We start from the raw sequence: 3,537 nt of genomic DNA on the forward strand, positions 1-3,537 counted from the left end.
GAACCACCAACACCCCGACACCACCGCCCTCGCCACCACCCTCGCCCAACTCCACACCCACCACACCAACACCAACACCCGGACCACCACCATCGACTGGACCCCCTGGTTCCCCACCAACCCACCACCACCCACCACCCCCCTCCCCACCTACGCCTTCCAACACCAGCACTACTGGCTGGCCGGCAGGTACGGCTCCGGGGGTGACCCCGTGAGCCTTGGGCTGGTCTCCGCTGGGCATCCGACGCTGCGCGCCGCCGTGGAGCTGGCCGATGCGAACGTCCATGTGCTGACCGGCCGGTTGTCGGTCACCGAGGGCGGCTGGTTGGCCGATCACCAGGTGCTTGGCACGGTGCTGATGCCGGGTGCGGCGCTGGTCGAATGGGCGCTCCGGGCGGCCGATGAGGCAGGGTGCGGCGGTGTGGACGAGCTGGTGCTCCAGGCGCCGCTGGTTCTGCCGTCGTCGGGGAGTGTGCGCGTTCAGGTGGTCGTGGACGCCGCCGGGCCCGATGGGCGACGCGACGTACGGGTGCACTCCTGCCCTGGTCACGACGACGACGGCACGGCGAGCTGGGAGTGCCACGCGGTGGGCGTCCTCAGCCCGCGCGCGGACGCGGACGCCCCGGCGGACGAACCGCAGGGGGCATGGCCCACGCCGGGTGCGCGGCCGGTGGACGTGAGTGCCTTCTACGAGCGGGCCGCTGCGTCGGGGTACGAGTACGGCCCGGCGTTTCAGGGGTTGCGTGCGGTGTGGCGGGACGGTGTGGAGCTGCTGGCCGAGGTGGTGCTGCCGGAGGCCGCCGGGGAACGTGAAGGGTTGGGTATCCACCCGGCGTTGCTGGACGCGGCGCTGCACGCGGGCATGCTGATCGACGAGCCGGGCGACGACGGCGTGGTCTGGCTGCCGTTCACGTGGAACGGGGTCACGCTGTGGGCTGGTGAGGCGACCAGGGTACGGGTCCGGATCACCCCGCAGCCGGGCGCGCGGGGCGAGCGCCGGCTGCGGGTCCAGGTGTCCGACGCGGTGGGCGCGCCGGTGCTGAGCGTTGACTCGGTGGTGCTGCACCCGGCCGATCCCGACCAGCTCCGCGCTGCGGGCGGCCGGGCCGCGCAGGGCCTGTTCACCTTGCAGTGGACGCCCCTTGCCCTTGACGCGCCTCCGCCCGCCACCGACGAGAGCGACTGGGCGGTGCTCGACCCGGGGACCTCTGATCTGGTGGCAGCCGAGGACTTGCCCTGTTCCGGTCTTGGCCCGCTGCTCGCCGCGCTCGACGCTGGTTCTCCCGCCCCGCCGGTCGTGCTGGCCGCTGTACCTCGTACCGGGGATGGTCTTGCCGCTGCCGATCACGCACTCCGGCTGGTGCAGGGATGGCGGTCCGAACCCCGGCTGTCAGACGCCTCGTTGGCGCTCATCACCCATGGGGCGGTCGCCTCCGACGACCCCGATCCGGCAGGTGCCGCCGTATGGGGGTTGGTGCGCAGCGCGCAGTCGGAGGAACCGGGCCGGTTCCTGCTGGTCGATCTCGACCACGACGAGACCGCTCGCGACGAGACCGCTCGCGACGAGACCGCTCGCGACGAGACCGCTCGCGACGAGACTGCTCGCGACGAGACCGCCGATGACGGTGCCATCAGCTCCGACGCCGTCACCTCTGACGCCATCACCTTCAGCAGCATCCTCCGTAACGACGCCATGCGCGATGTCGCCATCGATGCCGTACGGCGTGCGCTGGCGGCCGACGAGCCGCAGGTGGCCGTGCGGGCGGGGCGGTTCCTTGTGCCACGGCTGGCTCCGGCCGCGAGCCGGGACGACGGCGAGACGCCCGTACTCGATCCGCGGGGAACCGTGCTCATCACCGGTGGCACCGGGATGGCAGGCGGCGCCGTCGCCGAGCACCTAGTGGGGGCCTGGGGTGTGCGGCATCTGGTGCTCGTCAGCCGCCGGGGGCCCGACGCCCCGGGGGCGCGGGAGCTGGAGGGGCGGCTGGCCGCTCTCGGCGCTCAGGTGCGTATGGTCGCGGCCGATGTCTCCGACGCCGCCGTGGTGGACGAACTGATCGCGGGCATCGACCCGGCGTGCCCGCTCAGCGGGGTGGTGCACGCGGCCGGGGTGCTGGACGACGCGGTGATCACCTCACAGTCCCCGCAACGGCTGGCGCGGGTGTGGGCGGCGAAGGCAGCTGCCGCGTACCACCTGCACCGCGCCACCGAGGGGTTGCCGCTCGGCCTGTTCGTGATGTTCTCCTCCGCCGCGTCCTGCCTGGGCAGCCCGGGGCAGGGCAACTATGCCGCCGCCAACGCCTTCTGTGACGCTTTGGCCGCCCACCGCCGTGCGGCTGGGCTGGCGGGCGTGTCGGTCGGGTGGGGCCTGTGGGCGGATGCCAGCGGAATGACCGGGCATCTGACGGAGGCCGCGGTGGCCCGCCTGAACCGTTCATGGAGCGCGCCACTGAGCAGGCAACAGGCGCTGGAGCTGCTGGACGCGGCCTGTCGGCACGGTGACCCGTATCTGTTCGCGGCGCGTCTGGACCGGCGCGCCCTGGCCGCTGAGCCTCCCCGCACCTTGCCTTCTCCGCTGCGTGCTCTCGGTGCGGTGGGCGGTGCCCGGGCCCGGCGTGCGGCGGCGGGCGGTCAGGCCAGCACCGGACTCGCCTCTCGGCTGGCCGGGCTGGATGAGGACGGCCGCCTGGAGGTGGTGACAGGGCTGGTCGGCGAGTGCGTGGCGGGAACCCTGGGGTACCGGTCGGCGGACGTTGTGCGCGCTGACGCGGCGTTCAAGGATCTGGGCTTCGATTCGCTGACGGCGGTGGAGCTGCGCAACCGGCTGGCGGCGGTGTCCGGGCTCCGGCTGTCGGCGACGCTGGTGTTCGACTACCCCACGCCGCAGGCGCTGGCGGCTTATCTGTGTACGCGGCTGAGCGGTCAGGACGCCGCCGCGCACGCTCCGGTGACTGTGGCGGCCGGCCTGGAGGAGCCGGTGGCGATCGTGTCGATGGCGTGCCGGTACCCGGGGGGTGTGCGTTCCGCCGAGGACCTGTGGGAACTCGTAGCCTCGGGCGAGGACGCGATCGGGGAGTTCCCCACCGGCCGGGGCTGGGACCTGGCCGGGCTGTTCCACCCGGACCCCGACCACCCCGGCACCAGCTACGCCAGCGAGGGCGGATTCGTACGGGGCGCCGAGGAGTTCGACGCGGGCTTCTTCGGGGTGAACCCGCGTGAGGCGCTGGCGACGGACCCCCAGCAGCGGCTGCTTCTGGAGACGGCGTGGGAGGTGCTGGAGCGGGCCGGGATCGACCCGGGGGAGCTGCGGGGCAGCCGGGCCGGCGTGTACGCGGGGGTGATGTACCACGACTACGCGGCCGGGCTGGGCAGCGGGGGCGATGCGGAGCTGGAGGGCTACGCCATGTTCGCCGGGTCGGGAAGCGTGGTCTCGGGCCGGGTGGCGTACACCCTCGGTCTTGAGGGCCCGGCGGTGACGGTGGACACGGCGTGTTCGTCGTCGCTGGTGGCGATGCACCTGGCCGCGCAGGCCCTGCG

At 73.1% G+C, this 3,537-nt stretch carries 1 protein-coding gene; it reads left to right on the forward strand.

All coding sequences use genetic code 11. From position 1 onward, the window contains the following. A partial coding sequence (locus AC5P1B_RS35510; RefSeq protein ID WP_493892161.1) for a type I polyketide synthase occupies nt 1–3,537 on the forward strand: 3,537 nt, incomplete at both ends.

The organism is Streptomyces sp. A01 (assembly GCF_059026195.1).